Source organism: Marinobacter maritimus, assembly GCF_007671675.1.
In the GTDB taxonomy this organism is placed as follows: Bacteria; Pseudomonadota; Gammaproteobacteria; order Pseudomonadales; family Oleiphilaceae; genus Marinobacter; species Marinobacter maritimus.
On sequence record NZ_VCGW01000002.1, the window covers coordinates 974,065 to 1,000,531 of the forward strand.

Consider the following 26,467-nt stretch of genomic DNA (forward strand, 5'->3'; position numbering starts at 1 on the left):
TAGAGGAGGCATGCATGAAGTACATTTTCGAAGTGCGTATCAAGGAGGGCTATGCCGCCGAAGATTACGCGGATGCCTGGGTGCGGGCAAGCGAGTTGATCCAGCGTGCACCGGGTGCGCAGGGAACGGAATTGCACCGCAAGATTGGTGATCCGGATACGCTTATCGCCATTGCCCACTGGGATAGCAAAACCAGCCGGGATGCGATGGAGGCAAAGCACAATCCCGACGTGGCTGCGATTATCCGCAGTGCCGCGCCTTTTTGTGAAATCCGGCCCCTTGGCGAGTTTGAAGATCCGGAATGGGTGGTTAACCCGCCAGATTACCGGTACTAATCCGTGACAATTTGCACTGTGTTTTCCTTGGTCTAAGGTGGAAAAAGAGGTTACTGCCCTCCCATATCAGGATCCCTCCCATGCGCCACCCGTTTCAGAACGCTTTTAACCTTCACCGCCACGAAGTCCTGCCGGTTTTTGTGGCAGTGTTGTATTTTTTCTGTGTACTGACTGCACTGATGGTGCTGCGCCCCGCCCGGGAGGCGCTTGGCATTCAGGGTGGCATCGACACGGTTCGCTGGCTGTTCATTGGTACCGCAGTGGTTACTCTGGCCGTTAACCCGGTGTTTGGCTGGCTGGTCAGTAGATTGCCCCGGCGTATGTTCATCTCTGCAACTTATCTGTTTTTCAGTGCCAGCCTGCTGGTTTTTTACGGCCTGATGACGCTGACGCCCAATGTGATCGGTGTAACCACCGGCCAGGTTTTTTACGTATGGTTCAGCGTGTTCAATCTGTTTGTAACCATGGTGTTTTGGGCGCTGATGGCGGATCGTTTTTCGTTTGATCAAGGCAAACGGTTCTTCGGTTTGATCGCGGTTGGAGGCACCTTGGGCGCCATTTTCGGGCCCTGGTTAGCGGGGCGTCTGGCCCAGCCGCTGGGCACACCGGCGCTGCTGCTGGTGGCCACCGGCTTTCTGGTTCTGGCGCTGGTTGCGGCCCTGGTTCTTACCCGCCTGCAGCCTCATTCGCCGTCGCAACGCCAAAGCCCGGAAGACCCGCTCCCGGTGGACGAGCATGCGCGCATTGGCGGCAGTGCCTGGGAGGGGCTGCGGGCGGTGTGCCGTTCCCGTTACCTGATGGGCATTGCCGCCTATGTGGTGATTCTTGCCGTGATGGCCACCTTCATCTACTTCACCCGGCTACATATGGTGGCAGCCATGGGAGAAAGTACCGACCTGCGCACCACACTGTTTGCCCGCATTGATCTGATAACCCAAATCGCCACTCTGGTGATGCAAGCGCTGGTTGCGGGCCATTTGATGAAGCGCCTCGGGGTCTCGGTGACCTTGGCGTTGCTGCCGCTGACGGCTGCGCTGGGCTTTGTTGGCCTTGCGATGGTGGGGTCTTTTGCGGCATTGGTAGTATTCGAGGCCTCCTTCAGGGCTGTGCAGCGCGCGCTGATGCGTCCTGCCCGGGAAACCCTGTATACCGTTGCCAGTCGTGAGGAAAAATATAAGGCCAAGGCGTTTATCGATACCTTTGTTTATCGCTCCGGTGATGTGGTTGGCGCCCAGACAGAAGGTCTTCTGGCCCGTTTGGGAATGGGCCTGGCGGGCATTGCCGCGGTTGCGGTTCCACTTGCCCTGATGTGGGCGGTTCTGGCCTTCTGGCTTGGCCGGTCCCAGAAACAAAAGGCGCTGGTTTATGAACGAACCAGTGCAGAACAAGAAAGGAGAATGCCATCATGATATCCCGTCGCACCTATCTCAAACTCGCCATGGCGGCCGGCGCCAGCCTTGCTATAAGACCTGGCCTGCTGTGGGCAGAAGATCGCAAACTGGAACTGATCACCCGCCCCATCCCTTCCACAGGCGAGCGCCTGCCGGGTGTCGGCCTGGGCAGTTCCGCAAGCTTCTCCAGTACCGCCCGACGCGAGGATTTTGAGGCCCTGCGGGAAGTGCTGGCTGCGCTGGTTAAAGAGGGTGGTTCGGTATTTGACACGGCACCGAGCTACGGCGCGTCTGAAGAAGTCGCCGGGCAAATCGCCAACGAACTGGGCATCGTCGACAAGTTATTCTGGGCGACCAAACTGAACGTGGCCGGCTGGGGTGGCCGTACCGCTAACATGGACGACGCCCGGGCCCAGGTAGAAACTTCCTTTGAGCGGATCGGCAAAAATCCCATTGATCTGATCCAGGTGCACAACATGGCGGACATTCCCAACCAGCTTGGCCTGTTAAAGGAGCTTCGGACCGACGGCCGGGTACGCTACATAGGGGTGACGACCACTTTCCAGCGCCAATATGAGGGCCTGGAAAAGGTGATGAAAAACGAGCCCATTGATTTCATCGGCGTTGATTACGCCGTCGACAACCTGGCCATGGAAGAGCGCATTTTGCCCCTTGCCAAAGACAAAGGCATTGCGGTGCTGATATACGCGCCGTTTGGCCGTTCACGCCTGTGGGACAAGGTGAAAGGCAAGGAACTGCCGGATTGGGCGGCAGAATTTGATGCCCACTCCTGGGCCCAGTTCTTCCTGAAATTCGTGCTTTCACACCCCGTGGTGACGGCCGCTACACCCGCGACCAGCAAAGCCCGCCACATGATCGACAATATGGGCGCCGCCATGGGTGCGCTGCCAGATGAGGAACTGCGCAGGCGTATGGTTACTCATATTGAGAGCCTGTAAAATCCTGACGGCACTCCTGGTCGGTCGCGGCCTAAACTATGCATAGTGGTGTATTAAACGCATGAGTATTGAACAACCGAATTATCCATTGCACGGAATTACGCTTGAGAGCGTTGTGACAAGGCTGCAAGAACACTACGGCTGGGAAGGGTTGGCCCAGCGAATCGACATAAAATGTTTTAAAAACGACCCGTCGATCAAGTCTTCGTTGAAGTTTCTACGTAAAACCCAGTGGGCCCGGGATAAGGTTGAAGCTCTGTATATCTCAACCTTTGTGTAAAAGACCGGAACAGGTTGGTTTACGATATTCAGACTCAAGGATTCGGTATCTAACTCCCGGACCAACCGACGAGAATCGGAACATACACGATCAGTAAAAGGACGCTGATCAAGGTTAGCAAGTACGGAACGATTGCTCGTGTGATGCGCTCCAGAGGCAGTTGCGTGATTGAGGAGGCCACGTAAAGGTTGATTGCCACCGGCGGGGTGATCATGCCGATTGCCAATCCCACAACGATGACAATGCCGAAATGAATCGGGTCGATTCCCAGCTGGAGTACCAGCGGCAGCAAAACGGGTGTCAGGATGATCAAGGCGCTGGCGGTTTCGATGAACACGCCAGTCAGCAGGATTATCCCCACGACCAAGAGCATGATCACGTAAGGGTTGGTGGAAATAGAGAGCACGGCTTGCGCAATGGCGCCGGGCACCTGCCAGCTTGAGAGCGTCCAGCTCAGCACCGCCGAAGTGGCGATCACCAGCATGATCACTGAGGTGGTAATGGCTGAGCGAATGAGGATGCGATACACATCGCCAAGTTTTAGGTCGCGATAGATGAACAGCGAGACCAGCAGAGCGTAATTGACTGCCACTACAGCCGCCTCGCTGGGTGTGAAGATGCCCGAAAATATACCCCCCAGAATGATCACCGGGGTCATCAATCCCCAACTGGCGCTTTTCAGCGTACGCCAGATGGTGGCGAGGGAGAGCGGTGTGCCTTTGGGGTATTGGCGCTTATAGGCCTGGGTAATGGCAATCGCCATCAACCCCAGCCCCATAGCCAGCCCCGGCAGAAAGCCGTTCAGGAACAGCTCGGTTACCGACTGCTGGGCAATCACTGCATAGATAATCATGGGCACCGAAGGCGGGATCACCACGCCAAGGGTGCCGCTTGCGGCAATTAAACTCGCGGCAGACGCAGGGTCGTAGCCTTTCTTGCGCAATTCCGGCACCAGGCTTGATCCTACCGCGGCGGTAGTTGCCGCTCCGGAGCCTGAAATCGCAGCGAAGAACATTCCCGCCATTACCGAGACCAGCGACAAACCACCACGCAGAAAGCCGAACAGGGAGTCGGCGAAGTTGACCAGCCTTTCGCTTACTTTGCCTTGGGCCATCAGGTCGCCGGCCAGAATGAACATGGGAATGGCCACCAAGGCGAACGAATTGATGCCCTGAAACATCTGCTGGGTGACCACCATCAAAGGCACCCCGGCCTGGCTCAGCGCAACCATAGTGCTGGCACCTATCGCCAGAGCAATGGGCACACCCAGCAGCATGAGCCCGAAGAACAGGCCGAATAGAAGCAGCGTCATGGAGCAGAATCCTCAACACGTTCGCCGTCCACTATCAGCTCCACTACGTCTACCAGGGCATACCAGCACATTATGACCGCGCTGAGCGGAATCACGGCGTAAACGTAGGTCATGGAAAGTCGCAATGAGGCGGATTTCTGAAAACTCTGAACTTGCATATAGCGATAGCCGATCACCACCAGTGCCACCAGAAAGGCCAGCACAGCCAGCGTAGCGAGAATGCGCGCGGCTTGTCGCAGGCGCACGGGCAGGGCATCCACAGCAAAGGTTACGGCGATATGCCGGCCACGCTGAAAAGCCAGAGTGGCTGCCAAAAAGGTGATCCACACCAGCAAAAAGCGACTGACCTCTTCAGTCCAACCGACCGCGCTGAACAGAACCCTGGAGACAATCTGCAGGGTAATTACCCCGATCAGTGCCGCCATGGCAGCGAAAACCACGGGCTGGAGGATTGCGTCCAGCCCGCGCTCAATACGCTTTAGCGGCTTCAGCAGCGATTGAGTTGCTGTCGTCACTTACTTGAGCGCCTCCTGAATGCGCGGCAGGTAATCACCGAACTGTTTGCCGTATTGTTCGTACACCGGCTCTACTGCAGACTGGAAAGCTTCCATATTCGGTTCATCATTGATCTGCATGCCAGCTGCCCGCAGTTCCGCCAGTTGCTTGGATTCCATTTCGGCGTTTACCTGGCGCTCATGCTCGGCGGCTTCCTGGGCGGCTTGCTTCAACACATCCTGAGCCGCGTCCGGAAGCTTGTTCCAGGCGGGCATGCCCATAACAAAGATTGCCGGGGCATAGGTATGGCGCGAGAGAGTCATATAATTCTGAGTCTCATTGAGCTTGAAGGAGTGAACCACGTTGACCGGATTTTCCTGCCCGTCAATGGTGCCTTGCTGCATGGCGGTCAAGGCTTCTGTCCACGCCATTGGAATGGCGTTAGCGCCTAATGCACGGAAGGTGTCCACATACACAGGGTTTTCCATCACACGAATGCGCAGGCCATCCAGATCTTCGGGAGTGTTGACCGCCCGCTCGCTGTTGGTCAGGTTGCGAAAGCCGCGTTCCGCATAGGCCAGGCCTTTCAGGTTAACTTCGGAGAGCTTGTCGAGCAGTTCCTGGCCGATAGGCCCGTCGAGCACGGCATAAGCTGCTTGCGGTGAAGGAAACAAAAACGGCAGCTCGAAAACCGCCATTTCTTCGACAAAGTTGGCCACCGGGCCGTTGGTGATCACGCCCATATCGACGGTGCCGATCTGCATACCTTCCAGCAAGGTGCGCTCGTCACCCAGTGAGGCGTTGGGATAAAGCTCAATGCTCACCGCACCTTCGGTGCGCTCTGCGACCAAATCCTGAAATTTGACGGCGGCAATATGGAAGCCATCCTGCTCGTTGACCACGTGTGCCAAGCGCAGAGTGACAGGGTCCATATCGGTAAAGTCGGATGCAAAAGCTGTGCTGGCCAAAGCCAGCGAAATGCTGAGCGTCAGCGTATTCAAAGTGAGCTTTTTCATTGTAATTTTCCTTGATGAATCAGGCGATAACGCAGTCTAAAAAAGCACTCCCGCTAAAAAAGGGAAGGGACTTTCGAGCTTAGTTGATTTCAAACAGAAAATCGATTGGCAGAAGGTGATCTTGAAACGGGTTGCCGGGTGCCTGGCTCATGGTAATTGTCGCCGGCTCCCGGTGCGCCATTTCAGGTCTGCTAAGACAATACAATCAGATGGTTCGGCAGTTCATCTTTTTGGCGAGTGGCGGGAACCTTGGTTTTCAGGTGTGTGCCACAGGCTTCGATGCAGGTAATAAAGCCCTGTAGCGTCTCACCCTGTTTCACCTGCTCCGTGAACGTCGCAACGATGGCTTCCCAGGCGCCATTGTCTATTTCGCTGGATATGCCCCGGTCCACCAGAATCTCGACGTAACGCTCGGCTTCAGAAACGAAGATCAGCATGCCGGTGGCACCTGCCGTGTGGTGCAGGTTCTGCTCCAGAAACTGGCGACGGGCCAGGTTGGAGGCGCGCCAGTAGCGCACGGAGCGAGGAATCAACCGCGTATTGATGCCGGGTATCCGGAACACAAGGCTGAGCAGGATAAATACGCCCCACTGGCCGAGCAGCAACATGTCTGCGGCCAGCCAGCCGGTAAAGTAATTGACGATGCCGGGCACCAAAAGCGCGATGAGCCCGGCCCAGAGAAGAGGGATATAGGCGTAGTTATCGGCTTGTGCCGTCAGCACAGTAACCACTTCAGCGTCTGTTTCCCGCTCGACCGCGCTGATGGCCGCCGCGACCTGTTCCTGTTCTTGCTTGTTCAATAATGTCATGGGTTATCGCTTCTTGATTAAGTTGTAGGCAGTTTTTTCGGTGAGTGCTTTGCTGTTACCAGCCACCGGAAGCACCTCCGCCGCCGAAGCCACCGCCTCCGCCGCCAAAACCACCACCACCGAAGCCGCCGCCCCGGCCACCCATGCTTGCGCCAAGCAACGCACCACCCAGTAGCGCAGCGCCACTACGCCCGCCACGCCCCCGGCCACCGCCAATGAAGTAAATCACGGCCATTATGATGAAGAAAAACAGTGATACGAGGGAGAGGTTCGGCTTTTCCTGAGGCCCGCGGTTAGTCCGGCTCGGTACCGCCAGGGGCTCGCCACCCAAAACCTGCACCATGGCCGCAGCGCCGTCACTAATACCCTGTTCAAACTGCCCCTGCTTGAATGCAGGCGTAATAATCTGATTGATGATAGTGGCTGATGCCGCATCGGTGAGACGGCCCTCCAGTCCATAGCCCACTTCAATCCGAATCTTGCGTTCTTGCTTGGCAACGATCAGCAGAGCGCCGTTGTCCTCGCCTTTCTGGCCGATGCCCCAATGCCGGCCCAGCTGGTACCCGTAATCTTCAATGGCGTAGCCCTGAAGATCAGGCACGGTAACCACGACAACCTGTTCCGTGGTTGCCTGTTCGTGCGCCTGGAACATTTGGGTAATCCGGGTTTCGGTGGCCGGGCTCAGCATCCCGGCCTTGTCCACCACACGGCCACTCAGTTCCGGGAACTCCGGGGCGGACTGAGCCAGGGCCGCTGATACCGGCAGCACGATCAGAGCAAGGAGGGCCGCAATGGAATAAAACGCAGAGCGGAACGCAGACTGGCGCGAAGAAAACTGCATTTAAAACGTCACCGTGGGCGCTTCATCGGCGTTTTCTGCGGTGGCCTCGAAGTTTTCACGCAGCTCCATATCGCTGTAGAGAATGCTGTGCCAGATTTTACCGGGGAAGGTGCGGATCTCGGTGTTGTAGCGTTCGACCGATTGAATGAAGTCGCGCCGGGCCACGGCTATCCGGTTTTCAGTGCCTTCAAGCTGTGATTGCAGCGCAAGAAAGTTCTGGTTCGATTTCAAATCCGGGTAACGTTCGGAAACCGCCATCAATCGGCTCAATGCGCTGCTGAGTTCTCCCTGCGCCTGTTGAAACTGCTGGAGTTTCTGCGGGTTGTTCAGAATGCTCTCGTCAACCTGAATGGAGGTCGCCTTGGAGCGGGCCTCGATGACCGCCGTCAGTGTCTCTTTTTCCTGGGCAGCAAAGCCTTTGACGGTTTCAACCAGGTTAGGCACCAGATCTGCGCGGCGCTGATACTGGTTTTCAACCTGCGACCAGGCGGACTTAACCTTTTCGTCGTAGGTGGGAATGTTGTTGATGCCGCAACCGGTCAGAAGAAATGCCAGCATGAGCAGCGCAGCCAGTTGCCGCATTGAGCGCAGGGAGGTGAGGGTTGGCAATGTTTTCATGGTGTCGGGATTCCCTGAAGATGAACAAGGCTCTTGAGCCAAGAGCCACGAATGTGTGAAAGGGTCTCACACTCAGCCACTTCAATACAGCCCGCCCCATATCCTCTCCCCAACCAGCTTGCGCCATTGTGGGGCGCCGCTCATTCGACTGCACGTTTTTGGGTCCACCGCTGCCTGCTATGGGCCGCAAGGTGTTTCGGATTTTTGATGTAACCATTTGAATAAAAAGCAAGTTATTCAGGTCTGGAACGGCTCGTGCAGTGGTGGCTTGTGTTACTACGAATTGCACAGGCAAAACCACCATGATGGACATCATCGCCGGCACAACCCGCCTGGACATGATCAAGGTGTAACTCGGGGAGGAGGCGTGATGCTCAGGATCGACAGGCTCAACCACTATTACGGCAAGAACCACATTCTTTGGAATCTGGAACTTGACGTACCCCGGGGACAGTGCACCTGTGTGATGGGCCGTAATGGGGCGGGGAAAACCACGCTGATGAAATGCATCGTGGGCGCGGAACCTGTGAAAAGCGGCTCCCTCGCGTTTGCCGAAGGCGTGGAACTCACTCAAAAGAACATCGAAGACCGCGCCCGCCTCGGCATTGGCTACGTACCCCAGGGCCGGCAGATCTTCCCGATGCTGACCGTGGAAGATAACCTCCGTTCCGGCCTGGGTCTGCGCCAGAGCGACAGCAAGATAATCCCCGCGCGAGTCTACGAGCTGTTTCCGGAATTGAGGGAAATGCGCCACCGCCGGGGCAGCGAGCTTTCCGACGGCCAGCAACAACAACTCGCCATTGGCCAGGCTCTGGTGATCGAACCCCGCCTGCTGATCCTCGACGAACCGGCGGAAGGCCTTCAGCCCAACATCGTCGCCCGGATTGGCAAGGTTATCCGCAAGCTGATAGAGGAAGACGGCCTCACCGTGTTGCTGGCGGAGCAAAAGCTGCCTTTTGCCCGCAAATACGCTGACCGCTTTGCCATCCTTGATCAGGGGCGACGAGTGGCCGAGGGTGACATTGCAGGCCTGACCGATGAGCTTATTGAGAAGCACCTTACGGTATGACGGTTTTCCAGCAGATAGAGCCATTCCATAAACCTGGCCAGGACTCCGGGCATCGCTTTGATCAGGAGCGGCGCTGGGGTGCCAGTTTGTCTCTGGGTTTTGAAGCAAGACACGACGCGAGCGAGAAACCGAAAGGCGAAGAGAGGGAAAAGCCGGTAACCCGCCTGACGCGCCGAAAACACCATGGCCCGTTAAGGGTGCAGCGGCCGTTCTACCCGGAAGGGCGCCACGGCTGCTGCCACGTGTACCTGTTGCACCCGCCCGGCGGGCTGGTCAGCGGTGACGAGCTTCGTATTGATGCCTCGGTGGCTAAAGGTGCGCACGCGCTGCTAACCACCCCCGCTGCGGCCAAGCTATATAAGGCTGACAGCCACGGTGTGGCCTGGGGGCAGCACACCCGCCTGCAGGTCGCGAACAACGGCATTCTCGAATACCTGCCACAGGAAACCCTCGCGTTCGACGGCTCCAGGGGCGAACAGACCACATCCATCGAACTGCAAACCGGTGCCAAATGCCTGGGCTGGGAGGTTCTCGCACTTGGCCGCCCGGCCAGCAAGTTGCCATTCGTATCCGGCTATCTGGAGCAGCGATTCAGTCTTCTGATGAACGGTCGCCCTTTATGGTTCGAACGCCAGCTCATGGACCCGCACCACCCCAGATTCAAAGGCCACTGGGGGCAGGGCGGTGCCACTGTGCAAGCCACACTCTGGGTTGTGGGGCTGGAAGACGAAGCCGCCGCGATCGAGGAACTCAGGGCGACTCTTCCCGCCAACCACCGATGGGCCGTCACCCGCCGCCGGGGCGTGGTGCTGCTGCGCTACCTGGGGCAGGAAAGAAACGAAGCCTGGGCGTTATGCCAGCAAGCCTGGGAACTACTCAGGCCAAGACTCACCGGCCAGCCGGCCAGCGTTCCCCGCATCTGGCTGACCTGAACACTATTCGAATTGCGTAGCGATAAACGGAGTGACAGGACATGGAATTAACGCCCAGAGACAAAGACAAACTGATGCTGTTTACCGCCGCTCTGCTGGCTGAACGCCGCAAGGCCCGCGGCCTGAAACTGAACTACCCGGAAGCCATTGCTCTGATCAGCGCTGAGATCATGGAAGGCGCCAGAGCAGGGCTGTCCGTTGCAGAGTTGATGAGCAGCGGCGCAGAGATTCTGACTCGCGACGACGTAATGGATGGCATCGCAGACATGATTCCGGAAGTGCAGGTAGAAGCCACCTTCCCGGATGGCACCAAGCTCGTCACCGTTCACAACCCAATTGTATGAGGGGCGCCCCATGATTCCCGGAGAGTACCAACTCAAAGACGGCGACATTGAACTCTGCGCTGGTCGCCCGCGCATCACGCTGGACGTTGCCAACACCGGTGATCGCCCGGTTCAGATCGGCTCGCACTACCACTTCGCCGAAGCAAATCCGGCCCTGACGTTTGATCGTGCCCAGGCAAAAGGCTACCGCCTGGACGTGGCGGCGGGTACGGCCATCCGTTTCGAGCCGGGCCAGTCGCGGCAGGTCACGCTGATTCCCTTTGCGGGCGGACGTGAGATTTACGGTTTTCGGGGCGATGTAATGGGCAAGCTGGAGGCGCAGAAATGAAGATCTCAAGGCAGGCCTATGCTGACATGTACGGCCCCACCGTCGGCGACCGTGTAAGGCTGGGCGACACCGAGCTGTGGATTGAAGTAGAAAAAGACGCCACCCATTACGGCGACGAAGTGAAATTCGGCGGCGGCAAGGTTATCCGCGATGGCATGGGCCAGAGCCAGCGTTGCGACGATGCGGTGATGGACACAGTGATCACCAACGCGCTGATTCTGGATTGGTGGGGCATTGTGAAAGCCGACGTCGGCCTGCAGAAAGGCCGCATCGCCGCCATTGGCAAAGCCGGCAACCCGGACACCCAGCCAGGGGTGGATATCGTTATAGGCCCGGGCACCGAAATCATTGCAGGCGAGGGCAAAATCCTCACCGCCGGCGGTGTTGACCCCCACATCCACTTCATCTGCCCGCAGCAGGTGGAAGAAGCCCTTATGAGTGGCATTACCACCATGCTTGGCGGCGGCACTGGCCCTGCAACCGGCACCAACGCAACCACCTGCACACCCGGTGCCTGGCACATGGGTAAAATGCTCCAGGCTGTGGACAGCCTGCCCATGAACATCGGTTTTCTGGGCAAAGGCAACGCCAGCTTGCCGGAAGCACTGGAGCTGCAGATAAAAGCAGGTGCCATCGGCCTCAAACTCCACGAAGACTGGGGCACCACCCCGGCCAGCATCGACAACTGCCTTGCAGTGGCGGAACAGTACGACGTACAGGTAGCCATCCATACCGATACCCTGAACGAATCCGGCTTTGTGGAAGATACCCTGGCCGCGTTCAAAGGCCGCTGCATTCACACCTTTCACACCGAAGGTGCCGGAGGTGGCCACGCGCCGGATATCATCACCGCCTGCTCCAAAGACTACGTGCTGCCATCTTCCACCAACCCCACGCGGCCCTACACCGTAAACACCATCGACGAGCACCTGGACATGTTGATGGTGTGCCACCACCTGGACCCCAACATTCCGGAAGACGTTGCCTTCGCCGACTCCCGCATACGCCGGGAAACCATAGCGGCAGAAGACATCCTTCACGACATGGGTGTGATCTCCATGATCTCCTCTGACTCACAGGCTATGGGCCGGGTAGGGGAGGTGATCTGTCGCACCTGGCAAACCGCGCACAAGATGAAAGTACAGCGCGGCCTGCTGCCGCAAGATGAAAGCCTGGGCGCCGACAACTTCCGCGCCAAACGCTACATCGCCAAGTACACCATCAACTCTGCCATTACCCACGGCATCGCGCACGATGTGGGCTCGGTGGAAGTAGGCAAGCTGGCGGATCTGGTGTTGTGGAACCCGGCATTTTTCGGCGTAAAACCCGCCTGCATCATCAAGGGCGGCATGATTGCCGCCGCGCCCATGGGCGATCCCAATGCCTCGATTCCCACGCCGCAGCCTGTGCACTACCGCACCATGTTCGGTGCCTTTGGTAAAGCCGCCAGTGCCACCCGCCTGACCTTTGTCAGCAAGGCCGCGCTGGAAGCCGGCATTGGCAAAGAACTGGGCCTGGACAGCACGCTCTCCGCCTGCACCAACGTGCGGCAAGTCCGCAAAAGCGACATGAAACTGAACGACGCCTGCCCACACATCACCGTAGACCCGCAAACCTACGAAGTGCATGCAGACGGCGAACTGCTTACCTGCGAGCCGGCCTCGGAACTGCCGCTGGCCCAGCGCTACCACCTATTCTGAGCCGGATGCCGGAGAACCTTATGCTCGAACTGATTAAACGCATCACCAATGTGGAAACTTCCGAAATCCACGACAACCTGACTCTGCCCTACGAACTGCGCATGCGGGGCCGGTTGCGAACCACCACCGAAACCAGCCAGGACGTTGGCCTGTTTCTGGATCGCGGCCCGGTATTGCGAGACGGCGACCTGCTGCAAGCCAGAACCGGCGAGATCATCCGGGTCCGCGCAGCGGAAGAGCCCGTGGTAACCGCCCGCATAGAAGCCGGCCTGCCGCTGGCCCGCCTGTGCTATCACCTTGGCAACCGCCACGTATCCCTCGCCATCGGTGAAGATAAACAGGGCAGCTGGATTCGCTTTCCACCCGACCATGTTCTGGAAGAACTGGCCGAACACCTGGGCGCAGAACTGGTTCGCCACACGGCAACCTTTGATCCCGAACCGGGCGCCTATGCGCAGACAGGACAAGCCGACAGCGGCCACAGCCACGGGCACGGCCATCACCATGCTCACTCCCATTAGCAGCCCGGCCGCCCCATCGGGCGACCTGGCATTGCTGGGCCTGATGCAACTGGTCAGCCCCGCGCTGCCCATCGGCGCCTTTGCCTGGTCGCAGGGGTTGGAGAGCGCCTTTGAGCTTGGCTGGGTAGAAAACGAAGCAGACTTGCAGGAATGGCTGGAAGGCGTGCTTGAAGATGGCCTGAGCCGCTGCGAGTTGCCTTTGCTGATGCGCTTGCAAACGGCCTGGGCTGCTCAGGATGCGGAAGCCATTGCACAGTGGAACGACTGGCTGCACGCCACCCGGGAAACCGCCGAACTGAACGACGAAGACACCCGCCTTGGCGCGGCACTGGTCACCCTGCTGCGCAACCTGGGCCTGCTGCCGGATGTGAGCCTGATCCCGCACGAACCCGGTTATATCACCATGTTCGCCTGGGTCGCCCATCACCGGAATGTACCCGAGCGCCAGACCTTACTCGGCTTCGCCTGGGCCTGGCTGGAAAACCAGCTGGCAGTTGCCTGCAAAGCGCTGCCCCTTGGCCACACCGCGGCGCAACGCATCACCGAACACATGCGCCCGCTGTTGGTAACGGCTGTGGAAGCCGCCCTGCAGCGGGACGACGAAGAGCTTGGCCCGATACTGCCCGGCCTGGCCCTCGGCAGCGCCTTACACGAAACCCAGTATTCACGGCTTTTCAGAAGCTGAAGAACAAACACTGATTACAAGAGAAAGGGAGAACACGCCATGAAACATTGTTTGAGAGTTGGAGTAGGTGGCCCCGTCGGCTCCGGCAAGACCGCCCTGTTGCGCCAGCTGTGCAAAGCCCTGAAAGACCACTACGACATCGCCGTGGTCACCAACGACATCTACACAAGAGAAGACGCCGACTTCCTGCTGAAGCACGACGCCCTGCCGGCCGACCGTATTCTCGGTGTGGAAACCGGCGGCTGCCCGCACACCGCCATCCGCGAAGATGCCTCCATGAACCTGGCGGCCATCGACGACCTGCAAAGCCGACACCCGAACCTGGAACTGGTGATGGTCGAATCCGGCGGTGACAACCTCTCCGCCACCTTCAGCCCGGAACTGAGTGACCTCACCCTGTACGTGATCGACGTATCCGCCGGCGACAAAATCCCCCGCAAAGGCGGCCCCGGCATCACCAAATCCGACCTGCTGATCATCAACAAAATCGACATCGCCGAATACGTGCATGCCTCGCTGGACGTGATGGCGCGGGACTCTAAAAAGATGCGCGGCGAGCGGCCGTTTGTGTTTGCCAACCTTTATGACGGGGTAGGGCTGGAGACCATTATCAGCTTTATTCTGGAGCGCGGAATGCTGCCGGAGCGACGTCCTGAAAAGCTGGCTGCGACAGCCTAAGCGAAAACTGATAACGACTCAGAATTATTAAGACCCGAACCAGACATAGGGAAACATCATGAAAGCATTTGCCCAATTACTAATAGCCACCGGCCTGATGGTTACCGCCACTGCCGCCTCCGCCCACGCCGGCCACGACGCAGGCACCGGCTTCGCCAGCGGCCTGTTACACCCCATGCTGGGCCTGGACCACCTGCTGGCCATGGCCGCCATCGGCTTCTGGAGCGTGCGCCAATCCGCCACCTTGAAAAACAGCACACCCCTGTTCGTGATCGGCGGTATGATCCTTGGTGCCGGCATTGCCTGGAGTGGCCTTAGCCTGCCGGGCGTGGAAACCGGCATTGCCCTCTCCGTGCTGCTGGCGGGCATTCTGATTGCCACCATGGCGAAACTGCCGACCGCTGTAGGCGGCACACTGGTTGCGGCCTTTATGGTGTTTCACGGCTTTGCTCACGGTACGGAAATGCCGGCTGTCGCTGCGTTGGTGGCTTATCTGGCGGGCTTCTCCATTGCCACACTGGCGCTTACGTTTGTCGGTCGGGGGCTTGGTGCTTTGATGCAGAAGGCTGATAACCGATTTGGCCGGGTGCTGGGTGGTGTGGTTGCTGCAACTGGAGCTTTTCTGGCTGCTGCGTAATGGCTTTGGCTTAGAAAACAGAGTTAAAACAAAAAGCTGTGCGGGATGACCGTACAGCTTTTTTGCATCGAAAAACAGGCAGTGACGAGTAAGATGATCTATTCTAAACGACGAACTCCAGGCGCGTCAGAGCCGCACGGAAAGCATTTACAGGGAAAGGTTGTTATTGATGGGCAAAAAACTATTTATTAGTTATTCGCATAAAGATGAAAGCCACCGTGAGGATTTCGAAGATCACCTTTCAGTCTTAAAAAGACGAGGTGTTGTGGACGTCTGGCATGATAGGCGAATTGTTCCAGGTTCTGAATGGAAGGGTGAGATTGATCGTAATCTAGAGGAAGCTGATATTGTCGTGTTGCTGATCAGTCCGAGCTTTCTGGCATCAGATTATTGTTTTGATGTAGAGCTTAAGCGAGCCATGGAAAGGAAAGATGAGGGGGTCGCCGAAATAATCGCCATTCTCGTAAGGCCATGTGACTGGAACGATTGTGAATTTTCACGGTACCAAGCAGTACCGAAAGACGCAAAGCCAATAACAACCTGGAGCGATTCTGACAGCGCTTGGTTAGACGTTGTAAATGGTTTAAAAAGCCATATCGAGAATTTCGAGCCGAAATTCATAGAGCAAGATGTGCCTGAAATAACTGGTGGTGTAAGAGCAAGCGTTCCATTTAAAGCATGGTTAGATGATACAGAGATAGCGCTTACTCACAGAAAGGTCGATAAGGTTTCTCTGGCAGACATTTTTGTCATGCCGGATATAGAGCTTGATGAGTCATCTGATTCAGAAATCGTATCTATAAAAGGTATTGAGTCGGTTGTTAAAAATTCCGGATTCTACCTATTGTCTGGTGAGGAGCAGCAAGGTAAGACCTCGATTTTAAAGCGATTGTGCTCAAAGTTCTCTGAAGATGATTTTATTCCTGTATATTTGAACGCTCTTGAGATAAAGAAAGCTGATTTGTTTGGGGTAATTAGTAAGTCTTTAGGTTGGCAGTACGAAAGTTATTCGTATCGCGATTTAGTTGCTTCTGGTAAGGCCGTTATTTTAATTGATAATATTGATGAAATTGGTTTGAATAGCAAATATGCAGGCAAGTTTATAGAAGAGTTGAATTCTGTGTTTGGGTTTATAGTTATGACCTGTCACAGTTCGTTTAGCTATGTACAGGGTGAAATAAAGGGTCTTCATGACTATGTTCATGGTGAGGTTCTATCATTAGGGAACAAAAAGCGAGAGGAGCTTGTAAGGAAATGGATAGCGCTTGGTCAAGAAGAAAGTATAGATGATTTCTCTTTGTATTCAGAGTGTGATGAGCTCAAAGCTAGATTAGATACGGTGATTAAAAAAAATATTGTTCCTCCAAGGCCAATATATATATTGATGCTTCTTCAGATGTTTGAAGCGAATAGTCAGCTAAATCTTGATCTGACATCCTATGGACATTGCTATCAGCAGTTAATATACCAAGCCTTTGATAAGGCAGGTATCAAGAAGAATGAGTTTGATAAGTATATAAATATATTAACCGAGTTTGCGTGGGAAGTGTTTCAGAAAGATGGCGGGTTAGACGAAGCAAAGGTGGAGTATTTCGTTGATGCTTATTCTAAAAGGTTTTTGTCAGTAGATTTTGATGATGCTTTTTCAAAATTAAGGTCAAACTCTATTTTAACTGATCGTGATCAGGTTTTATCTTTTAAATATCCCTACCTTTATTATTTCTTTGTTGGGAAGAAGATTGCAGAGTCGTACTCCGAAATTAGTGAGGTTAAGCGTTCGGTTGAAAGCTTATTAAAGAACCTCCATAGAGAAGATTACGCAAATATCTTGATATTTATCTCTCACCATACTAAGGATTCGTGGGTTCTTGATGAAATAAAAACCACGTTGCGTGAACTTTTCGATACTCATGTGCCTACGTCACTTGAACGCGGACAGTTGGCCTTTATGAACGATTTCATGAGAAAGATCCCTGAACTTGTCATAGAGCAACGAGAGATTCAAAAAGAGCGAGATGAGCATAATGAAAATCTTGATAAGTTGGAACGTATTGAGGAGGTGGAGCAAGGCGAACCTCATGACTTACTTGCAAATATTAATAAGGCATTTAAAGGTATCGAGATAGCAGGTCAGATTATTAGAAATCGTCACGCCACACTAACTAGATCATCATTGTTTGAATTGGCAGATTGTGGCGTAAGCACTGGACTTCGGTTTTTGAAGTACTTTATAGAAATTTCCGATTCTGCAAAAAAAGAAATTGTTAAAATGATTTCCGTCCATCTTTCAGAATCTCCTGGTATTTCGGATCGTGAAATTGAAAAGCAGGCGGAAAATGCATATTTGCATTTGACGTACGGTGTAATAAATTCAGTCGTTCGAAAGGTGGCCGGATCTATTGGATCAAAAGAAGCGCTTGAGATTTATTTCCTTCTTGAAAAAGAAAAGCAGACTCCAGCGTTTACGCTTATAAGACAATCAATTGAACTCCAATTTAATAAGGCTTTAGATGTAAAATCTCTTGCTAAGAGTTTGTCGTATTTGCACGATAATCCAGTTGGAGTGCGAATTCTTAAAGAGATGGTTGTTCAGCATATCTATATGTTTCCAGTGGATTATAAGGAGAAACAAAAGCTTTCCTCCAAATTAGGAATTTCTATACAGGGGCAACGATTCTTAGACCAACATAAGCTTGGCAAGGGTTGAAAACTGCAGGTCCATACCGAACACCGGGACAGATTTATTTTTCCAGCTTATCCAGTGCCTGAAAGCCGAATCGAGTCACTACCAACAGCCTCTCTGGTTCGGCTAACATCAGCCTTCAAAGCTCAGAACGGATTCTATGCTTCAAAAGCAAGGAGAAACTGGTGCCACGACAAACCAGGGTGATCGTGCCCAGTTTTCCCCATCACATTGTTCAACGCGGTCATAACCGCCAATCGGTGTTCGTTGAACACCGTGATTTTGAGTACTACTTGGCGAACCTCCAGGATTGGAAGCAGGTATATGAGCTGGAGGTGTTCAGTTAGCGCATGATGACGAACCATGTTCATCTGGTTGTTCATACAAACGACAACGTGACCGCAATTCCTAATTGATGAAGCGCCTGGCAGATCGGAAGACCCGTTTCGTGAATGCCCTCGAGAAACGCAACGGGTCGCGGGGGAATGACGCTGCGAGATTAGCCAGATTGATCTTGACATCTATCTCATGGCCTGTTGTCGGTGCGTGGAACTCAATCCTGTCAAAGCTTACATGGTGAACGAACCTGAGTCTTATGAGTGGTCGAGTTATTCTGCTCGTGTAGGGTTGTCGGCATGCCATTGGCTGGATTAACCAGAGACCTTTCGGGCAATGGCAGGCAGTCACCAACCGCGGGTTGAGGCTTGTCGACAGTTTGTTAGGCAGGAAACTGGTTCGCCTACAGATCAATTGATTCGGGCTGCGATCAGCAGCAACAAGCGAACTGGCGGCAAAGACCTTAATGTAACCTACTTCGCTTTGCTCGTTTTGTCGGCTCGCTAAATGCGGCGCTTAAACGCAGTTGAGGGGCAGCTCATGTCGAAGGATTAAGAAATTTCATGTGCTACGGTATTTGGCTGTGAAACTATGGTTGAAGGCATTGCATACTATTGCTATCCTCTGGCAACCCGGCTCGTGATTAATCTTGGCGGTTTTAAATGCTGCTTAATGACAACGACGTTACCACAAATCGCCTCTCAGCACGTTGCTAGCAGCAGCTTTGCAGGCAAATTTGAGTAAAGCGTAATGTGAAACTTGAGCCGGGCTTTTATGATTCAACCAACCACATCACCTTCGGATTTGGCTAGCTTACTTGGAACAACTCATTCTAAGCTTAATTATACACTGTATTCCTTTCCCCTAGAATATTCCTATACAAAGTTCACTATCGAAAAGAAGAATGGTAGTAGCCGCCAGATTCGGGCTCCAAATCCAAAATTAAAGATTATTCAAAAACGGCTAAAAAATCATTTGGAAAAGCTTTATAGACCCCATTCGGCTGCAACAGCTTTTGTTGCTGGAAGAGGTATCGTTGATAATGCTAAAAGGCATATAAAAAGAGAATGCGTTTTCAATCTAGATTTAGATTCTTTTTTTGATTATATTCACTTTGGACGAGTTAAAGGACTTTTAGTCGCTCCTCCTTATAATTTAAGAGACGACACTGCAAAGCTAATCGCTCACATTTGTTGCTTAAACGGAAGGCTACCTCAAGGTGCGCCAACTTCGCCCCTAATATCGAATATGGTTGCTCGAAGCTTAGACCATAAACTGTCCAGGTTAGCAAAAAAATATAAAGCACGTTACTCGAGATACGCGGATGATATTACTTTTTCTTTCCAAAAGAAGACAGATGGTATTATTTTTCACGTTGATGAGGGAGTTGTTAAGCCAAGTGTTGAGCTGGTCGATATTATTGAAAACGCCGGTTTTTTAATTAATATAAGAAAGACGAGAGTTCAGTATTATGATCAGCGACAAGTAGTTACTGGATTGAAAGTTAATTCAGTCGTCAATGTCGACAGGCGTTATATTAGGACAACCAGGGCAATGCTTTTTTCGTTGTCACAGGGTGTTGAGTCCGCAAATATGAAGTTTTTTGAAAAGGTTGGAGGCGACCCTGAGCGCAGGCTGGAAAATGTAGTTCATGGTCGTATAGCCTTCATCGGTATGGTGAAAGGAAGGGGTGGCTCTGTTTATCAAACGCTTTCACAAAAATTTAACGATTTGGGTCTGGATATCCAATCTCCTATTGGCCCTGCTGAAATAAAAGATGAGTTAGAACAAAAGCTCCATTTCTATAGTTATAAAAATAGGGCTCGCTTGCAAAGGTGTGTGTGGGTCGTTGACTTTGGGGGTGTCCCAGGTCTTGATATGGATCAGGAGCTTGTCCAGGGTACTGCATTCATGATCGGAGGCCAACGAATCTTAACCAGTGCTCATACCTTTGCCAAAGCTGGAAATCCGGTTCAATGCAAACTCTATTTGGTTAATGAGCCTGGTAAAAAATATAGCGCTGAGGTCGTTAACATTAATAATAATTCTGATATTGCAGAGTTAAAATTGATCAATGTTGACGGCTCCTTTCCTGTGTTGAAAGTTGCGCCTAATCTTAAGACGAATACGGGGTACAAGGTTTCCATCGCGGGGTTTCCACAACTTCAACCCGGGCATCAATCTGTTGCCATAACACCCTGTACAGTCATTAACACTCTAAATATTTCAAGCCATCGTTACATCGAAGTCGATACACCTATCCAAGGGGGTAGTAGTGGTAGCCCTGTGTTAAACGTCTATATGCAAGTGGTCGGTATGGCGGCGATGGGAGTTTCAGTCACTAAAGATGGAGAGGATGTACAGCTTGAGGGTACAAATGCGTTTGTCTCGGCAGTACATTTTCCTTAGAAAACCGGGACAGAAAACCGGGACAGATTTATTTTCCAGTTTCCGCATTGTTCCTAGCAGGCCAGCAATTGCCGGCGCCGGCCTTAGCGAATTTTTAGCAGTGCATCTTCGATGTCGGTGCTGTCTTCTGGGCGGACGACCCGCGCTATTTCTTCACCATCCTTCAAAAAAATCAGGGTCGGCCAGAGCTTAACGCCAAACGTCCGCCCCAATCTGCGGCCTTTGCCATCCTCAGCCTTCACATGCGGAATGTCTGGGTGATTGTCCATTGCCGCCTTGATGTCCGCCTGAGCACCCTGGCAGATCCCGCACCAGTTGGTGCCGAATTCGATCACCATTGGGCCCGTGCTCTGGTCCAGCTCATCACGGCTCAGGGTTTCGGGTGTATATCGGCTGGTGTACGACATGGTGTCTCCTTGTTGGATTATCCGTCTGGAAAATAAATCTGTCCCGGTTTTCTGAGGTCGTCGAGTGTTAGTGCTCCTTTAATCGGGCAACCCGGAACGCTTCTCTGGTGTCATTTCCTTTTCCCACTCGGCTTCGTCGCCCGGCGCTGGCAGAAACCGGCCAAACTCGATCATCTGAGTGGCTGGAATGTCCTGCAGATAAATCCAGACGTCCTCAGCCGTTATGCCCGTGATTTGCACTACCTTTTCAAGCATCTGGCTCATCAGGGCCTGCTTGACCTCGGTATTGCGGCCCTCGCGTACCAGGCCGTGCACATACACCTGGGGCGCCGAGTTTTCGCGGCCACCGACAAAGTGCTCGCCCTCGTTGGTCGCAAAAAACAGAACCTGGGCGAAGAAACGGGGCGCGCCGGTTTGCGTGTGATGGGCCGTTGTGATGGCCTCCGCTATCTGTGATTTCTGCTGCAGCGACAGGGAAAGATTCGCGACCGTTACAGTGTAAGTGGGCATTGGGAAGTCCTAATGAGCGTTGCATGTATGCATGGGTCTGGCCAAGATGGAAAGTGGGGTGGCTTGTTTCACTATAGCAACGCTTGTGATCATGGGCACGCGCATGAAAAACCGGGACAGACTTATTTTGTGCACACTGTTTTTTTGACGTTATCAGCCCATTTCGAAAAATATCTATCAAACAAGAGCTATCAAACAATCATGACGAGAAAGACATTAGGTTTAACCCGAAAACGAAATAAAGACGCTAAACCAGTGGCTGAGGAAGCCGAAGCTATGGTTGAGGTGGAAGGTGAGGCCGATCCACAAAAACGTTTTTTAAATGCTGTGGCCATCAATCCAACGCCGGGGATTCGCTTGGAGTCAGGTTCAGAAAAACTCACGGTGCGCGCGATGGATTTGATCACGCCGATTGGAATGGGGCAGCGAGGTTTGATAGTTGCCCCGCCGGGGTCTGGAAAATCGACGGTTTTAAAACATATTTGCCAGGCGGTGGGAAAGGCGTATCCCGAGATTAAACTTTACGCGTTATTGATAGATGAGCGACCCGAAGAGGTCACCGATTTCAAGCGTAGCGTCCCGGCTGAGGTACACGCTTCTTCTTCGGATGAAAGCTATGCTCATCACGTTCGCGTTGCCGATGAGCTTCTTGATATCGCCCGCCAACAAGCGGGCGAGGGTGAGAACGTCATGATTGTGATTGATTCTCTCACGAGGCTTTCGCGTGTGCATAATGCGGAGCGAAAGAGCAGCGGTCGTACTATGTCTGGCGGGGTGGATGCTCGAGCGATGGAGATTCCGCGGAGGTTGTTTGGCGCTGCACGAAACATTGAGAATGGCGGCTCGCTGACCATTTTGGCAACCGTTTTGGTGGATACCGGCAGCCGTATGGACCAGGTTATCTTTGAGGAATTTAAGGGCACGGGGAACATGGAGCTGGTTTTATCGAGAGATGTGGCAAATCAGCGAATCTTTCCCGCGCTGGATATTTCGAAAAGCAGTACACGCCGTGAAGAGCTGCTGTTGGATCCAAAAGATTTAGACAAAATAAGAGCATTGCGCCGGGCGCTTGGCGGTCTTAAACCGCTAGAGGGCACAAAAAAGTTGGTTGAGCTGCTTGAGAAGTACCCCACAAATGCCGAGCTTCTGAAAAACATCCCCGGGCCAGGATGATGATGCGTGTGAGTGATGACCTCATTCGTTAGGTCGTTATGCGGAAAAACCGGGACAGATCTATTTTTTGATGGATTCAACGGCATAGAATTGGCGAATGGTATCTACTGGGCGTTCATATGGCACCCAGATAACAATCGCAGCGACAGGCCCTATTATGCATTTGGACAAAGCAAAGAAGCGTATTGCCAAGCAGGTTAAGAAAGGCTTTCACGGCTATCCGTTAGTTTCGCTTGAGTATTTTGGTAAAGACGACTCTGGTAAAGCGCCGGAAACAGCCGCCACGGTTGTTATTTCATTTACCGAGGAAGAGGGTGCGGATCCCCAGAAGCAAACGTTTGTAAGTGGCGGTGACGCCCGGGAGGATGAAGCGATTCAATCCACCCTTCTGAAAATCATTGAGCGGGCGGATGCCAAAACAGTGACTGAGATCGAGGGTATTTCCATTCTCAATGAATACTGACGCTCAGAAACCGGGACAGGTCTATCCGCAGGAGTAATCAGAAAATCGGGGCAGATTTATTTTTCCTCGACATCAGAGGTGGATTGCCGGGTCCATTCTCTCGCGCAGCACCCTGAGAATAATGACCTCTCTGACCGATCTTTGAGCAGGGCAGCATCTGGGCCACCGGCTTCAAGTTCTCTAATCGCTAATTGAAACTGGGCGGAATAGCGTTGGAGTTGAATACTGCCGAACACCAACAGAGTCGCTTCAAGAATGTCATCTATATCTGCGAGAGCTGAATCTGAGAGAGTAACCATCCATGGTTGCATCGAGTTCAGACGTCCTTGGCTTTTGTGGCTATCTGCGTAGCCCTGTCTGAAAGGTAATTCGCAAACGCATCGCTGGTGAATTGGCGGATCTTTCCCGAATCAACGTCTTGCTGCCCCTGATCGATGGCATCCCTTAGCTTATTCATTTTCGTGAGGTAGGCGGATTCTGCTTCCTCTACCATCCTGAGACCTGATCTTAGAACTTCGCTGGCATTTTGATAACGGCCTGAAGCAACCAGACGGTCAACCACTTCGGACTGGTGGTCGGTGAGTACGATGTTTCTCGTAGCCATGGCAAGTACCCTATAAATGACCTTATTGGCATATTATGCCAACGGGGTGTTGCCTGCAAATGACCGATAGCCGGCCATTCCCACAAACCCCGTAATGAGTGGACCGGCGACGTGCTTTACTTCAATCCCGGTGGCGCCGGGCCGCGACGGTTTACGCTGCCAATTACGGTAGGGCGACTGGAAGTGAAAGAAGACAGTGTGGTTGGGGAAATTATCGAACTGCCGGTTTGATCAATTTTAAGAACCAGTACGGACACACTGAGGGGCATCAACCGGGGGGTTATGCGGACGCTCGGTCGTTTTCTGTGGTTTCCAGTTTCACTCGAAAACCGCAGGCTGCGGCGTACTTGCTGAGCGTTCCCCAACTAGGGTTTCCTCGGCCACGCTCAAGTCTGGAGATGTTGCTTTTGCTCGTTCCCAGTTTCTTTGCAAGATCCTCTTGGGTAAGGCCCGCTTTCGTTCTCATGGTGATCAATTGGTCGATCAGGCTAAATTCTTCCTGAAGGGCATCGTACTCTTTACGCACTTCAGGATTTTCAAGTGCCTTCTGCTTAAACTGTTTGAAGCTCATAACTTTTTGACCTCCCTCAAACGCTCTTTTGCTAGCTCTAAGTCTTTCTTCGGTATTTTTTGATCTTTCTTCACAAAGACATGGAGAATGATGATTTTCCTATCCTGCATATAGCAGAAAATACCTCTCCCGATGCCTTCTTTGGCTTTTGCGCGGATCTCGAACAACTCATCACCAAGTGACTTGGTGTGTGGCTCCCCAAGGTTCGCTCCGTGCTTTTCCATCAACTCCATTAGCCGGATCATTCTTGCCTGAATCTTGGGCGGCATCCCGGCCAATTCTTCGTCTACCTTTCTGTAGAATTCAATGTCCCAGTCCATGGGTGCTCCGTATTTTTTAGTTATCATATATGATAACTCCAGCTATGGGAAATATCCTGAAAAACCGCGACGGATTTATTTATGCAGAGGATGGAAAATCTCAAAGTCGATGATGAGGAAAACCGGGAAAACCGGGACAGATTTATTTTCAAGCTACTTCTGTGTCTGAAAGCCAACTCGAGTCACTACCAACAGCCTCGCTGGTTCGGTTAACATCGGCTTCCACTGCACAGAACGGATTCTGTGCTTCAAAAGCAAGGAGAAGCTGATGCCAAGACAGGCCAGGGTGATTGTGCCCGGTTTTCCCCACCATATTGTTCAACGTGGTCATAACCGCCAACCGGTGTTCGTCGAACGCCGTGATTTTGAGTACTACCTGGCGAATCTCCAGGAATGGAAGCAGGTTTATGAGCTCGAGGTGTTCAGTTACTGCCTGATGACGAATCATGTTCATCTGGTCGTTCAAGCCAACGACAACGTGACCGCAATTCCTCAATTGATGAAGCGTCTGGCTGGTCGGCAGACCCGTTTCGTGAATTCCCTGGAAAAACGGAGTGGGTCGCTTTGGGAAGGACGCTACAAGATTAGTCCGATTGATACTGACGCCTATCTGCTGGCTTGTTGTCGTTACGTGGAACTCAACCCTGTCAAAGCTGGCATGGTGGAAAAAGCTGAGTCTTATGAGTGGTCGAGTTATTCTGCTCGTATCGGGCTGTCGGCATGCCATTGGCTCGATGAGCCAGGCACTTTTCGGGCGTTGGCAGGCTGTCACCAGATGAGGCTTGAGGCCTACCGGCAGTTTGTTGAGGAGGAAAATGGTTTTCCCGCAGATGAATTGATTGGCGCGGCGATCAATAGCAACAAGCTGACTGGCGGCAACAAGTTTGTCGATGAAATTGAAAACCGTATCGGTATCAGAATCGAAACCCGCAAGCCGGGAAGACCAGCAATGGAAAAATAGATCTGTCCCGGTTGTGCCGCGGTTGTGCCGGAACAAACACGTTGGCAGCTCTCTCGATGATCTGCTTGAAGCTGACGGCACACTTGAGCAAGTAGAAGCTGAGGCGCTGAAGCGGGTAAGCGTGTGGCAGATTCAGCAGGCAATGGGACAGACTGGCGTGAACAAGTCTCAGCTTGCCCAGAAAATGCACACCAGCCGCACAGTGGTTAACCGTCTTTTTGATGAGACGGACACTGGTGTAACCATCACAACGCTTGTCAAAGCCGGGAGGGCTTTGGGTATGACCTGGACTTTGCAGGCTGGTGAGGATATTGGATCGCCTCGCGCGGCCTAAATAAAACCGGGAGGATTTATTTTTTGATGCTTCGCGGAGGATCTGATTTGAACAATGGCCGACGGTTTTTGGCAATGCTGCTCGTGCTTATTTCGCTAACGGCTTACGGAGCGGAGATGAACAATCTGGGCGACTATCAATGGAAAAACCGACTGATCCTGGTTCAGGTAGCGCCTGAAACGGAGGGCGCTGTTGAAACCCTCACGGATGCCCGTGCCGCACTCAATGACCGTGACATTATCTGGTTCGTGAACACCGGGTCGGGTCTGGTTTCAAATCAGGCAACGGTGTCCGGTGGTGTTGAGCGCGACGTCAACGAACTGCTTGCAAAGGTCCGTTCTGACGAGCGGGTGCTGCTGATCGGAAAAGACGGCGGTATCAAAAGCCGCGAGCCCAGTCTCGATCTTGACGCTATTTTCCGCCGAACGGACTCGATGCCAATGCGCATTCGTGAGATGCGCACAGATTGAGCTAATCTGATCGGTAACCACTGAATGAGAAACCGTTATGAAACTGATCCTTTTGCTCGCCGCTGTATTGGTGGTTGGTCTGTTGGTGACTCAGCAACTGAACAAGGGTAAGGAAGCACACGCTGAACAGGCCGCGGAAATGGGGACCGGCAAGCCGCCAAAGGTTCCGACGAACCCGGGCGATGTGCCGAAGTTTGAAGAGGACATGAAGAAGTTTATGGAGGATGAGGCGGCCAAGCAGGCGGAAAAGGTTGACCAGGCCACGCAGTAAAGGCC

General features: G+C 53.2%; 34 protein-coding genes. 23 read left to right on the forward strand and 11 right to left on the reverse strand.

The window, feature by feature from the left end:
- The first annotated feature begins 14 nt into the window (after positions 1-14).
- The 4 genes from FFI90_RS11620 (at position 15) to FFI90_RS11635 (ending at position 2,965) form a co-directional block, all read left to right on the forward strand.
- Positions 15-335: an antibiotic biosynthesis monooxygenase family protein gene (locus FFI90_RS11620; RefSeq protein ID WP_144778157.1), complete on the forward strand. Its 321-nt coding sequence runs from the start codon at positions 15-17 to the stop codon at positions 333-335.
- Between the two features lie 80 nt (positions 336-415).
- Complete coding sequence (locus FFI90_RS11625) at positions 416-1,744, forward strand: NTP/NDP exchange transporter (protein ID WP_144778158.1); 1,329 nt, start codon at positions 416-418, stop codon at positions 1,742-1,744.
- Positions 1,741-2,685 carry an aldo/keto reductase gene (locus FFI90_RS11630; protein WP_144778159.1) on the forward strand — a complete coding sequence of 315 codons (945 nt, stop codon included), beginning with the start codon at positions 1,741-1,743 and terminating at the stop codon, positions 2,683-2,685. The genes FFI90_RS11625 and FFI90_RS11630 overlap by 4 nt, the downstream gene beginning before the upstream one ends.
- A gap of 61 nt (positions 2,686-2,746) precedes the next feature.
- Positions 2,747-2,965 (forward strand): VF530 family protein, encoded by a 219-nt coding sequence (locus tag FFI90_RS11635; RefSeq protein WP_144778160.1) that lies wholly within the window; start codon positions 2,747-2,749, stop codon positions 2,963-2,965.
- Positions 2,966-3,014: 49 nt separating this feature from the next.
- Here the strand turns inward: FFI90_RS11635 and FFI90_RS11640 are convergent, their stop codons facing one another.
- The 6 genes from FFI90_RS11640 to FFI90_RS11665 all read right to left on the reverse strand — a co-directional run bounded on the left by FFI90_RS11640 (position 3,015) and on the right by FFI90_RS11665 (position 8,020).
- Positions 3,015-4,277: a TRAP transporter large permease gene (locus FFI90_RS11640; protein WP_144778161.1), complete on the reverse strand. Its 1,263-nt coding sequence runs from the start codon at positions 4,275-4,277 to the stop codon at positions 3,015-3,017.
- Positions 4,274-4,792, reverse strand: a complete 519-nt coding sequence (locus FFI90_RS11645) for a TRAP transporter small permease (protein WP_144778162.1) — start codon at positions 4,790-4,792, stop codon at positions 4,274-4,276. Before FFI90_RS11645 ends, FFI90_RS11640 begins: the two co-directional genes overlap by 4 nt.
- Complete coding sequence (locus FFI90_RS11650; RefSeq protein WP_144778163.1) at positions 4,793-5,788, reverse strand: TRAP transporter substrate-binding protein; 996 nt, start codon at positions 5,786-5,788, stop codon at positions 4,793-4,795.
- Positions 5,789-5,979: 191 nt separating this feature from the next.
- A complete protein-coding gene (locus FFI90_RS11655; RefSeq protein WP_144778164.1) occupies positions 5,980-6,597 on the reverse strand; it encodes a TPM domain-containing protein in 618 nt (205 codons plus the stop codon).
- Positions 6,598-6,652: 55 nt separating this feature from the next.
- A complete protein-coding gene (locus tag FFI90_RS11660; protein WP_144778165.1) occupies positions 6,653-7,438 on the reverse strand; it encodes a TPM domain-containing protein in 786 nt (261 codons plus the stop codon).
- Entirely contained in the window at positions 7,439-8,020 is a 582-nt protein-coding gene (locus tag FFI90_RS11665; RefSeq protein ID WP_425463102.1) for a LemA family protein, read from the reverse strand.
- Positions 8,021-8,426: 406 nt separating this feature from the next.
- Between FFI90_RS11665 and urtE the strand changes: the two genes are divergently transcribed.
- The 12 genes from urtE (at position 8,427) to FFI90_RS11720 (ending at position 20,378) form a co-directional block, all read left to right on the forward strand.
- A complete protein-coding gene (gene urtE, locus FFI90_RS11670; RefSeq protein WP_144778167.1) occupies positions 8,427-9,125 on the forward strand; it encodes an urea ABC transporter ATP-binding subunit UrtE in 699 nt (232 codons plus the stop codon).
- Complete coding sequence (locus FFI90_RS11675) at positions 9,122-10,057, forward strand: urease accessory protein UreD (protein ID WP_144778168.1); 936 nt, start codon at positions 9,122-9,124, stop codon at positions 10,055-10,057. Before urtE ends, FFI90_RS11675 begins: the two co-directional genes overlap by 4 nt.
- A 41-nt stretch (positions 10,058-10,098) precedes the next feature.
- The gene (ureA, locus tag FFI90_RS11680) at positions 10,099-10,401 is read left to right on the forward strand and encodes an urease subunit gamma (protein WP_144778169.1); all 303 of its coding nucleotides are present in this window, start codon (positions 10,099-10,101) and stop codon (positions 10,399-10,401) included.
- Between the two features lie 10 nt (positions 10,402-10,411).
- A complete protein-coding gene (locus tag FFI90_RS11685; protein WP_144778170.1) occupies positions 10,412-10,729 on the forward strand; it encodes an urease subunit beta in 318 nt (105 codons plus the stop codon).
- Entirely contained in the window at positions 10,726-12,429 is a 1,704-nt protein-coding gene (ureC, locus tag FFI90_RS11690; RefSeq protein ID WP_144778171.1) for an urease subunit alpha, read from the forward strand. Before FFI90_RS11685 ends, ureC begins: the two co-directional genes overlap by 4 nt.
- A 20-nt stretch (positions 12,430-12,449) precedes the next feature.
- The gene (ureE, locus tag FFI90_RS11695) at positions 12,450-12,950 is read left to right on the forward strand and encodes an urease accessory protein UreE (protein WP_144778172.1); all 501 of its coding nucleotides are present in this window, start codon (positions 12,450-12,452) and stop codon (positions 12,948-12,950) included.
- Positions 12,934-13,635 carry an urease accessory protein UreF gene (locus FFI90_RS11700; RefSeq protein ID WP_144778173.1) on the forward strand — a complete coding sequence of 234 codons (702 nt, stop codon included), beginning with the start codon at positions 12,934-12,936 and terminating at the stop codon, positions 13,633-13,635. Before ureE ends, FFI90_RS11700 begins: the two co-directional genes overlap by 17 nt.
- A gap of 39 nt (positions 13,636-13,674) precedes the next feature.
- Positions 13,675-14,313 carry an urease accessory protein UreG gene (ureG, locus tag FFI90_RS11705; protein ID WP_144778174.1) on the forward strand — a complete coding sequence of 213 codons (639 nt, stop codon included), beginning with the start codon at positions 13,675-13,677 and terminating at the stop codon, positions 14,311-14,313.
- Positions 14,314-14,371: 58 nt separating this feature from the next.
- A complete protein-coding gene (locus FFI90_RS11710; protein WP_144778175.1) occupies positions 14,372-14,950 on the forward strand; it encodes a HupE/UreJ family protein in 579 nt (192 codons plus the stop codon).
- 169 nt (positions 14,951-15,119) lie between these two features.
- Complete coding sequence (locus tag FFI90_RS11715; RefSeq protein WP_144778176.1) at positions 15,120-17,657, forward strand: toll/interleukin-1 receptor domain-containing protein; 2,538 nt, start codon at positions 15,120-15,122, stop codon at positions 17,655-17,657.
- 161 nt (positions 17,658-17,818) lie between these two features.
- Entirely contained in the window at positions 17,819-17,980 is a 162-nt protein-coding gene (locus FFI90_RS20125) for a hypothetical protein (protein ID WP_186317964.1), read from the forward strand.
- A 763-nt stretch (positions 17,981-18,743) separates the two neighbouring features.
- Positions 18,744-20,378, forward strand: a complete 1,635-nt coding sequence (locus FFI90_RS11720) for a trypsin-like peptidase domain-containing protein (protein ID WP_144778177.1) — start codon at positions 18,744-18,746, stop codon at positions 20,376-20,378.
- 83 nt (positions 20,379-20,461) lie between these two features.
- On the opposite strand, the gene FFI90_RS11725 is transcribed toward FFI90_RS11720, so the two are convergent.
- Positions 20,462-20,785, reverse strand: coding sequence for a thioredoxin family protein (locus FFI90_RS11725; protein WP_144778178.1), 324 nt, complete (start codon positions 20,783-20,785; stop codon positions 20,462-20,464).
- A 78-nt stretch (positions 20,786-20,863) separates the two neighbouring features.
- Complete coding sequence (locus FFI90_RS11730; protein WP_144778179.1) at positions 20,864-21,295, reverse strand: tautomerase family protein; 432 nt, start codon at positions 21,293-21,295, stop codon at positions 20,864-20,866.
- Between the two features lie 12 nt (positions 21,296-21,307).
- On the opposite strand from FFI90_RS11730, the gene rho reads away from it, so the two are divergent.
- Complete coding sequence (gene rho / locus FFI90_RS11735) at positions 21,308-22,468, forward strand: transcription termination factor Rho (protein WP_246123499.1); 1,161 nt, start codon at positions 21,308-21,310, stop codon at positions 22,466-22,468.
- A 157-nt stretch (positions 22,469-22,625) separates the two neighbouring features.
- Positions 22,626-22,931 (forward strand): hypothetical protein, encoded by a 306-nt coding sequence (locus FFI90_RS11740; protein WP_144778180.1) that lies wholly within the window; start codon positions 22,626-22,628, stop codon positions 22,929-22,931.
- A gap of 316 nt (positions 22,932-23,247) precedes the next feature.
- Here the strand turns inward: FFI90_RS11740 and FFI90_RS11745 are convergent, their stop codons facing one another.
- Positions 23,248-23,535 carry a type II toxin-antitoxin system ParD family antitoxin gene (locus FFI90_RS11745; RefSeq protein ID WP_144778181.1) on the reverse strand — a complete coding sequence of 96 codons (288 nt, stop codon included), beginning with the start codon at positions 23,533-23,535 and terminating at the stop codon, positions 23,248-23,250.
- Positions 23,536-23,601: 66 nt separating this feature from the next.
- Here FFI90_RS11745 and FFI90_RS11750 point away from each other — a divergent pair, with 66 nt between their 5' ends.
- Positions 23,602-23,766: a metallophosphoesterase family protein gene (locus FFI90_RS11750; protein ID WP_425463103.1), complete on the forward strand. Its 165-nt coding sequence runs from the start codon at positions 23,602-23,604 to the stop codon at positions 23,764-23,766.
- Positions 23,767-23,815: 49 nt separating this feature from the next.
- On the opposite strand, the gene FFI90_RS11755 is transcribed toward FFI90_RS11750, so the two are convergent.
- Together FFI90_RS11755 and FFI90_RS11760 are read right to left on the reverse strand one after the other, a co-directional pair.
- Positions 23,816-24,106: a helix-turn-helix domain-containing protein gene (locus FFI90_RS11755; protein WP_144778182.1), complete on the reverse strand. Its 291-nt coding sequence runs from the start codon at positions 24,104-24,106 to the stop codon at positions 23,816-23,818.
- A complete protein-coding gene (locus tag FFI90_RS11760) occupies positions 24,103-24,426 on the reverse strand; it encodes a type II toxin-antitoxin system RelE/ParE family toxin (RefSeq protein WP_144778183.1) in 324 nt (107 codons plus the stop codon). The genes FFI90_RS11755 and FFI90_RS11760 overlap by 4 nt, the downstream gene beginning before the upstream one ends.
- A gap of 268 nt (positions 24,427-24,694) precedes the next feature.
- Here FFI90_RS11760 and FFI90_RS11765 point away from each other — a divergent pair, with 268 nt between their 5' ends.
- Genes FFI90_RS11765 through FFI90_RS11780 form a run of 4 tightly spaced genes read left to right on the forward strand, consistent with a single transcriptional unit; the run spans position 24,695 to position 26,462 of the window.
- Positions 24,695-25,387, forward strand: a complete 693-nt coding sequence (locus FFI90_RS11765; RefSeq protein WP_144778184.1) for a transposase — start codon at positions 24,695-24,697, stop codon at positions 25,385-25,387.
- 22 nt (positions 25,388-25,409) lie between these two features.
- Positions 25,410-25,721 carry a helix-turn-helix domain-containing protein gene (locus FFI90_RS11770; RefSeq protein WP_222120511.1) on the forward strand — a complete coding sequence of 104 codons (312 nt, stop codon included), beginning with the start codon at positions 25,410-25,412 and terminating at the stop codon, positions 25,719-25,721.
- 47 nt (positions 25,722-25,768) lie between these two features.
- Positions 25,769-26,191 carry a DUF4174 domain-containing protein gene (locus FFI90_RS11775; protein ID WP_246123501.1) on the forward strand — a complete coding sequence of 141 codons (423 nt, stop codon included), beginning with the start codon at positions 25,769-25,771 and terminating at the stop codon, positions 26,189-26,191.
- A gap of 37 nt (positions 26,192-26,228) precedes the next feature.
- A complete protein-coding gene (locus FFI90_RS11780; protein WP_144778187.1) occupies positions 26,229-26,462 on the forward strand; it encodes a hypothetical protein in 234 nt (77 codons plus the stop codon).
- Positions 26,463-26,467: the final 5 nt, after the last annotated feature.

What these genes read in the sequence shown, in the direction of transcription:
- FFI90_RS11730 (WP_144778179.1), bottom strand. Translation starts at nt 21,295, where the DNA reads ATGCCCACTTACACTGTAACGGTCGCGAATCTTTCCCTGTCGCTGCAG.
- FFI90_RS11760 (WP_144778183.1), bottom strand. Translation starts at nt 24,426, where the DNA reads ATGGACTGGGACATTGAATTCTACAGAAAGGTAGACGAAGAATTGGCC.
- rho (WP_246123499.1), top strand. Translation starts at nt 21,308, where the DNA reads ATGAGCGTTGCATGTATGCATGGGTCTGGCCAAGATGGAAAGTGGGGT.
- ureC (WP_144778171.1), top strand. Translation starts at nt 10,726, where the DNA reads ATGAAGATCTCAAGGCAGGCCTATGCTGACATGTACGGCCCCACCGTC.
- FFI90_RS11650 (WP_144778163.1), bottom strand. Translation starts at nt 5,788, where the DNA reads ATGAAAAAGCTCACTTTGAATACGCTGACGCTCAGCATTTCGCTGGCT.
- FFI90_RS11710 (WP_144778175.1), top strand. Translation starts at nt 14,372, where the DNA reads ATGAAAGCATTTGCCCAATTACTAATAGCCACCGGCCTGATGGTTACC.
- FFI90_RS11675 (WP_144778168.1), top strand. Translation starts at nt 9,122, where the DNA reads ATGACGGTTTTCCAGCAGATAGAGCCATTCCATAAACCTGGCCAGGAC.
- FFI90_RS11660 (WP_144778165.1), bottom strand. Translation starts at nt 7,438, where the DNA reads ATGCAGTTTTCTTCGCGCCAGTCTGCGTTCCGCTCTGCGTTTTATTCC.
- ureG (WP_144778174.1), top strand. Translation starts at nt 13,675, where the DNA reads ATGAAACATTGTTTGAGAGTTGGAGTAGGTGGCCCCGTCGGCTCCGGC.
- FFI90_RS11630 (WP_144778159.1), top strand. Translation starts at nt 1,741, where the DNA reads ATGATATCCCGTCGCACCTATCTCAAACTCGCCATGGCGGCCGGCGCC.
- FFI90_RS11700 (WP_144778173.1), top strand. Translation starts at nt 12,934, where the DNA reads ATGCTCACTCCCATTAGCAGCCCGGCCGCCCCATCGGGCGACCTGGCA.
- FFI90_RS11640 (WP_144778161.1), bottom strand. Translation starts at nt 4,277, where the DNA reads ATGACGCTGCTTCTATTCGGCCTGTTCTTCGGGCTCATGCTGCTGGGT.
- FFI90_RS11755 (WP_144778182.1), bottom strand. Translation starts at nt 24,106, where the DNA reads ATGAGCTTCAAACAGTTTAAGCAGAAGGCACTTGAAAATCCTGAAGTG.
- FFI90_RS11745 (WP_144778181.1), bottom strand. Translation starts at nt 23,535, where the DNA reads ATGGCTACGAGAAACATCGTACTCACCGACCACCAGTCCGAAGTGGTT.
- FFI90_RS11720 (WP_144778177.1), top strand. Translation starts at nt 18,744, where the DNA reads ATGATTCAACCAACCACATCACCTTCGGATTTGGCTAGCTTACTTGGA.
- FFI90_RS11620 (WP_144778157.1), top strand. Translation starts at nt 15, where the DNA reads ATGAAGTACATTTTCGAAGTGCGTATCAAGGAGGGCTATGCCGCCGAA.
- FFI90_RS11725 (WP_144778178.1), bottom strand. Translation starts at nt 20,785, where the DNA reads ATGTCGTACACCAGCCGATATACACCCGAAACCCTGAGCCGTGATGAG.
- urtE (WP_144778167.1), top strand. Translation starts at nt 8,427, where the DNA reads ATGCTCAGGATCGACAGGCTCAACCACTATTACGGCAAGAACCACATT.
- FFI90_RS11765 (WP_144778184.1), top strand. Translation starts at nt 24,695, where the DNA reads ATGCCAAGACAGGCCAGGGTGATTGTGCCCGGTTTTCCCCACCATATT.
- FFI90_RS11715 (WP_144778176.1), top strand. Translation starts at nt 15,120, where the DNA reads ATGGGCAAAAAACTATTTATTAGTTATTCGCATAAAGATGAAAGCCAC.
- FFI90_RS11665 (WP_425463102.1), bottom strand. Translation starts at nt 8,020, where the DNA reads ATGCGGCAACTGGCTGCGCTGCTCATGCTGGCATTTCTTCTGACCGGT.
- FFI90_RS11635 (WP_144778160.1), top strand. Translation starts at nt 2,747, where the DNA reads ATGAGTATTGAACAACCGAATTATCCATTGCACGGAATTACGCTTGAG.
- ureE (WP_144778172.1), top strand. Translation starts at nt 12,450, where the DNA reads ATGCTCGAACTGATTAAACGCATCACCAATGTGGAAACTTCCGAAATC.
- ureA (WP_144778169.1), top strand. Translation starts at nt 10,099, where the DNA reads ATGGAATTAACGCCCAGAGACAAAGACAAACTGATGCTGTTTACCGCC.
- FFI90_RS11780 (WP_144778187.1), top strand. Translation starts at nt 26,229, where the DNA reads ATGAAACTGATCCTTTTGCTCGCCGCTGTATTGGTGGTTGGTCTGTTG.
- FFI90_RS11740 (WP_144778180.1), top strand. Translation starts at nt 22,626, where the DNA reads ATGCATTTGGACAAAGCAAAGAAGCGTATTGCCAAGCAGGTTAAGAAA.
- FFI90_RS11685 (WP_144778170.1), top strand. Translation starts at nt 10,412, where the DNA reads ATGATTCCCGGAGAGTACCAACTCAAAGACGGCGACATTGAACTCTGC.
- FFI90_RS11625 (WP_144778158.1), top strand. Translation starts at nt 416, where the DNA reads ATGCGCCACCCGTTTCAGAACGCTTTTAACCTTCACCGCCACGAAGTC.
- FFI90_RS11655 (WP_144778164.1), bottom strand. Translation starts at nt 6,597, where the DNA reads ATGACATTATTGAACAAGCAAGAACAGGAACAGGTCGCGGCGGCCATC.